The organism is Rhodococcus sp. 7Tela_A2 (genome assembly GCF_049311045.1).
Classification (GTDB): Bacteria; Actinomycetota; Actinomycetes; order Mycobacteriales; family Mycobacteriaceae; genus Rhodococcus.
Genome location: NZ_JAXION010000021.1, coordinates 39777 through 45966 on the forward strand (window position 1 = coordinate 39777; position 6190 = coordinate 45966).

Genomic DNA, 6190 nt, shown 5'->3' on the forward strand with positions numbered 1-6190 from the left:
ATCGGCGAATACGCCGTGCGCGCGCCGTTGTTCTCCACAGGCGAAACACAGACGAAACACAGTCCGGTTCGTCGTTCACACCTCCGAAACAGTGCGGCGCTTCCGATGAAACATGACGCCGCCAAGCTTTCCCTCGATGACGACGCGCCGTCCGGCGCGACCAACAGGGAGGTTGCAAGTGGAGGAAGTGGTGAACACCGGGGACGCAGCATGGATGCTGATGGCAGCGTCGCTCGTGCTGTTGATGACACCGGGCCTGGCGTTCTTCTACGGCGGAATGTCCCGGGCGAAATCCGTCCTGAACATGATGATGATGTCGTTCGGGGCGATGGCCGTGATCGGCGTCGTCTACGTCCTGTGGGGCTGGTCGATGTCCTACGGCTCGCAAGACATCGCCGGCATCTTCGCGAACCCGTTCCAGCACTTCGGTCTGCAGGGTGCGATCTACGACGAGAGCGGCGAGTTCCTGCCCGGTCTCGGAAACTACCCGCAGATCATCGACATCGGCTTCCAGGTGACCTTCGCGATCATCACCACCGCGCTGATCAGCGGTGCTCTGTCGGAGCGCGTCAAGTTCGGAACCTGGATGGCGTTCGCGGCGATCTGGGTCACCTGCGCCTACTTCCCGCTCGCCCACATGGTGTGGGGTGGCGGCCTGCTCTCCGGTTCGGAAGACGGACTCGCGGCCAAGCTGTTCGGCACGTCGGACGACGGTGAAGGTGGGCTCGTTGCCACGGTCTCACCGATCGACTTCGCCGGTGGCACCGTGGTCCACATCAACGCCGGTGTCGCAGCCCTCGTGCTGGCGCTGGTGGTCGGCAAGCGCGCCGGCTTCGGACGCACCGCGTTCCGCCCGCACAACCTCCCGTTCGTCATGCTCGGCGCCGCCCTGCTGTGGTTCGGCTGGTTCGGCTTCAACGCCGGTTCGGCATTCGCCGCAGACGGAACCGCGGGTCTCGCCTGGGTCAACACCACCACCGCAACCGCCGCCGCGATCCTCGGCTGGCTCCTCACCGAACGACTGCGTGACGGCAAGGCCACCAGCCTCGGTGCCGCGTCGGGTGCCGTCGCCGGCCTGGTCGCCATCACTCCGGCAGCCGGCTCGCTGAGCCCGGTCGGCTCGATCGCCCTCGGTGTCATCGCCGGTGTGCTGTCCGCCCTGGCCGTCGGCCTGAAGTACAAGTTCGGCTACGACGACTCGCTCGACGTCGTCGGCGTGCACCTCGTCTCCGGCCTGTGGGGCACCGTCGCCATCGGGTTCCTGGGAACCGAGACCGGCCTGTTCTACGGCGGCGACTACAAGCAGCTCGTGGTCCAGATCGTCATCGCGGTCGTCGCCCTGGTGTTCACCGGTGTCGTCACGCTCGTGATCGCATACGCCCTCAAGCCGCTCGGCTGGCGTGTGACGGACGAGGAAGAAGCCCGCGGAATCGACGAAGCCGAGCATGCGGAATCCGCATACGACTTCGCCACCGCGTTGAAGTGAACGACTTCTCCAACGCACCGAAGTGATAAGAAGACCAAGACAGCGGGCAGTGATCGCAGTAGCCAGTGGGCACTGGGAAGGATGAGGATATGAAGCTGATCACGGCAATCATCAAGCCGTTCACGCTCGAGGATGTCAAAGCGGGTCTCGAACAGGCGGGCGTGCTCGGCATGACCGTCAGCGAGGTGCAGGGCTACGGGCGCCAGAAGGGTCACACCGAGGTGTACCGCGGCGCCGAGTACTCCGTCGATTTCGTGCCCAAGGTGCGCGTCGAGGTCGTCGTGGACGACTCGGCGGTCGAGAAGGTCGTCGAGACCATCGTCGAGGCTTCCCGCACCGGCAAGATCGGCGACGGCAAGGTGTGGATCACCCCCGTCGAGTCGGTGGTCCGAGTTCGTACCGGAGAACGAGGAACGGATGCACTCTGACCCCCACGGGTCCGGAACTCGAGGCCCTGGCCCCCCCCCCGCCGGGGGGGGGGACCGGGGCCCTCGGTGGCTTCGGGCCACAACACCGCACACTCCGGAGCGGCCGACCTCGCCGCCGCCCGCGATGCCCTCCTGGCCGGCACCTCCCGAAACCGGCGCCTCGATACGCCCGCACTCCGGCACGCACTGGTCGACCTGCACGAATTCTGGTTGACCACGAAGGGTGCCGAGCTCGGCATCAAGCACGACTGTGGATTCGCGATCGTCGCGGTGGGTGGTCTGGGCCGTCGCGAGATGCTGCCGTACTCGGATCTGGACCTGATCCTCCTTCACGACGACATGGACAGCGCCGTGGTGTCCCAGGTCGCCGACAAGCTCTGGTACCCGCTGTGGGACGCCCACATCAAACTCGACCACAGTGTGCGCACGGTCCCGCAGGCGCTGCAGGTGTTCTCCTCGGACCTCACGGCGGCGCTGGGGATGCTCGAAGCCCGGCACATCGCCGGTGACGTGGAGCTGAGCAACCTGCTGATCGGCGGGGTGCGGCGCCAGTGGCGTACCGGGATCCGCTCCCGCTTCGACGAACTGCTCGAGATGACAGAGACCCGATGGCGGCGCAGCGGGCAGATCGCGCACCGCGCCGAACCCGACCTCAAGAGCGGCCGCGGAGGGCTGCGGGACGTACAGCTGCTCAATGCCCTGTCCGTCGCGCAGCTCACCGACGGCATGCCGGGACTCGGTCCGGACGTGCCCGGTGGCGGTCTCGCCGCCGCGCACCGCCGGCTCCTCGACGTGCGTACCGAACTCCACCGCGTCGCGGCACGCGGCCGCGACCAGCTCCGTGCGCAGGACGCCGACGAGATCGGGGCGGCGCTCCGCATCGGCGACCGCTTCGACCTCGCGCGCGTGCTCACCGAATCCGCGCGCACCGTGAGCTATTCGGTGGACGTCGGGCTCCGGACCGCCGCGAACTCGCTTCCACGCAAGGGCCTGTCGAGGTTGCGGCGCGGACCGGTGCGCAGGCCACTCGACGAGGGCGTCGTCGAGCACGGGGGAGAGGTCGCTCTCGCGCGGGACGCACATCCGCGTCGCGACCCGGGACTGATCACGCGGGTCGCTGCCGCCGCAGCGCAGTCCGGCCTGCCGATCTCCGCGGCCACCCTGACCAGGCTCGCGGACAACGCACCCGAACTCCGGGAACCGTGGCCGCGGGAAGCGCTCAACGACCTGCTCGTGCTGCTCGGTTCCGGGCGACGCGCAGTGGACGTGATCGAGTCGCTCGACCGGACGGGCCTGTGGGGCCGACTGCTCCCCGAATGGGGCGCGGTGCGCGACCTGCCGCCGCGCGACGCGATCCACACGTGGACCGTCGACCGGCACCTCGTCGAGACCGCGGTGTATGCGAGCGAACTGACGACGCGCGTCGCGCGTCCCGACCTGCTCGTGCTCGGCGCTCTCCTGCACGACATCGGCAAGGGAAGGGGCGGAGACCACAGCGTCGTCGGGGCCGAACTGGCCCAGCAGATCGGCAGGCGCATGGGACTGTGGCCGTCGGATCTCGGCATGCTCACCGCGATGGTGCGCCACCACCTGCTGCTGCCGCACACCGCGACCCGGCGCGACCTCGACGACCCCGAGACGGTGGCGTCGGTGGTCGAGGCGCTCGACGGTGACCCCGTCCTGCTCGAACTGCTCCACGCGCTCGCGGAAGCCGATTCACAGGCCACCGGCCCCGGGGTGTGGGGTGACTGGAAGGCGTCGCTGATGCGGGAACTGGTGCGGCGGTGCCGCATGATGATGGCCGGTGAGGAGCTCCCCGTTCCCGACCCCATCGATCCGGAACTGGCGGCGCTGGCCGCGGAGGGCGCCACGCATGTCGCGCTCGATCCCCGCGAGGACGGCCGCAGCTACTCGGCCACCTTCATCGCTCCCGACGAACGAGGCGTGTTGTCGGACGAGGCGGGTGTCCTTGCCCTGCACGGACTCCGGGTGCTGTCCGCGTCGATCGGCAGCCATGCCGGCAGCACGGTCAACACCTTCGTGGTGGTGCCCCGATTCGGTGCACCACCGGAGGCGAGCCTGCTCCGGCAGGAACTCGGCCGAGCTCGATCCGGAGACCTGGACCTGCTGCCCGAACTCGACGCGAAAGACCGCGCCGCGCGGGAAGGCCGGACTCCGGAGCGGGCCGAGCACGCCGTGCCCGGCATGTACGCGCAGGCGCCACCGCGCCTGATCTGGTTCGACGCGTCCGAGCCCGGACAGGTGGTGCTCGAACTGCGCGCGGAGGACCGCCTCGGACTGTTGTGCCGGCTGGCCGATGTGTTCGAACGGGTCGGCGCCGATGTGCGCTGGGCGCGGGTGACCACGCTCGGCACGACCGTGGTCGACGCCTTCGGAGTGGACCTGACCGGGCTCGACACACGAGCGTCGCGTGAGCGCCTCGAGCGTGAGCTCCTCGCCGTCCTGCCTACGGCCGAGCCGAAGAAGCCCGCAACGGAGTCCTGAACGACCGTGATCCTGCCGGCTGGGTGGCCGCACTCGATGCTTGTGGATCGGGAGCGGCTACCCTGGTTCGCAGAATTGTCCGCATCTTCGTCATAGCCCAGGAGCGCATTCGGTGTTCGAATCCCTTTCCGACAGGTTGACAGGGGTCCTGAAGGACCTGCGGGGCAAGGGACGCCTGTCCGACGCAGACATCGACGCCACGTGCCGCGAGATCCGCCTCGCGCTTCTCGAGGCCGACGTCGCCCTTCCCGTTGTGCGCGAGTTCATCAAGAAGATCAAGGAACGCGCCAAGGGTGCCGAGGTGCACGGCGCGCTCAACCCCGCGCAGCAGGTCGTCAAGATCGTCAACGAGGAACTCGTCACGATCCTCGGCGGTGAGACGCGCCGGCTGCGCTTCGCGAAGACCCCTCCGACGGTCATCATGCTCGCCGGTCTGCAGGGTGCCGGTAAGACGACCCTCGCCGGCAAGCTGGCGAAGTGGCTGAAGGATCAGGGCCACACGCCACTGCTCGTCGCGTGCGACCTGCAGCGGCCCGGTGCCGTGACGCAGCTTCAGGTGGTCGGTGAACGCGCCGGGGTCTCGGTGTTCGCGCCCCACCCCGGAACGTCCATCGGCGGCGGCGAGAACGCTCTGGGCATCACGGCGGCAGACCCCGTCGCGGTGGCCGAGCAGGGCATCGCCGAGGCGAAGAGCAAGCAGTACGACGTCGTGATCGTCGACACCGCCGGTCGTCTCGGCATCGACGAGGAACTGATGGCTCAGGCCGCCGGGATCCGCGATGCGGTCGATCCCGACGAGGTGCTGTTCGTCCTCGACGCGATGATCGGCCAGGATGCCGTCAGCACCGCCGAGGCCTTCCGTGCCGGCGTCGGATTCAGTGGCGTCGTGCTGACCAAGCTGGACGGCGATGCCCGCGGTGGCGCCGCCCTGAGCGTCCGCGAACTGACCGGTCAGCCGATCATGTTCGCGTCGACCGGTGAGAAGCTCGAAGACTTCGACGTCTTCCACCCCGAGCGCATGGCGAGCCGGATCCTCGGCATGGGCGACGTGCTCACCCTCATCGAGCAGGCCGAGCAGGTCTTCGACGCCGAGCAGGCCGAAGCCACGGCCAACCGGATCGGTTCGGGAGAGCTCACGCTCGAGGACTTCCTCGACCAGATGATGGCCGTCCGCAAGATGGGGCCGATCGCAAACCTCTTGGGCATGCTGCCCGGCGCGGGCCAGATGAAGGACGCGCTGGCCAACGTCGACGAGAAGCAGCTCGACCGCATCCAGGCGATCATCCGCGGCATGACCCCGGCCGAGCGGGCGAACCCGAAGATCATCAACGGTTCGCGTCGTCTCCGTATCGCCAACGGTTCCGGCGTGAAGGTCTCCGACGTGAACCAGCTCGTCGACCGCTTCTTCGAAGCCCGCAAGATGATGACGGCGATGGCCGGCCAGATGGGCATGGGCTCTCGCAAGAACCAGCGGTCCAAGAAGGGCAAGAAGGGCAAGAAGGGCGGCCGCGGGCCCACTCCGCCGAAGGTGCGGGGCGGCTTGCCCGGCGGCTTCCCGGGCCTGCCCGGCGGACTTCCGGGTGGCATGCCGGATCTGTCGAAGATGCCGAAGGGTCTCGACGAGTTGCCGCCCGGCCTCGAGGGATTCGACCTCTCGCAGTTCAAGCTGCCGAAGAAGTAGCGACCGGTGGCAGGGGGGACCGCCGAGGCATTCGCGGTTCGGGGAAAGACGCTCGACGGTGAGCCCGTCGAACTGTGGGTCGGCTCGGAC

3 protein-coding genes and 1 pseudogene are annotated in these 6190 nt (G+C 68.3%); all 4 read left to right on the top strand.

Annotated elements, in window-relative coordinates:
- Window positions 1-178: 178 nt before the first annotated feature.
- The 4 genes and pseudogenes from TVH25_RS06335 to ffh all read left to right on the top strand — a co-directional run bounded on the left by TVH25_RS06335 (window position 179) and on the right by ffh (window position 6100).
- The gene (locus TVH25_RS06335) at window positions 179-1486 is read left to right on the top strand and encodes an ammonium transporter (protein WP_169620531.1); all 1308 of its coding nucleotides are present in this window, start codon (window positions 179-181) and stop codon (window positions 1484-1486) included.
- 89 nt (window positions 1487-1575) lie between these two features.
- Window positions 1576-1914: a P-II family nitrogen regulator gene (locus TVH25_RS06340; protein WP_169620532.1), complete on the top strand. Its 339-nt coding sequence runs from the start codon at window positions 1576-1578 to the stop codon at window positions 1912-1914.
- A pseudogene (locus tag TVH25_RS06345) lies at window positions 1904-4419 on the top strand ([protein-PII] uridylyltransferase). The gene TVH25_RS06340 and the pseudogene TVH25_RS06345 overlap by 11 nt, the downstream one beginning before the upstream one ends.
- 112 nt (window positions 4420-4531) lie before the next feature.
- Window positions 4532-6100 (top strand): signal recognition particle protein, encoded by a 1569-nt coding sequence (ffh, locus tag TVH25_RS06350; RefSeq protein ID WP_169652434.1) that lies wholly within the window; start codon window positions 4532-4534, stop codon window positions 6098-6100.
- The last annotated feature ends 90 nt before the right edge of the window (window positions 6101-6190 follow it).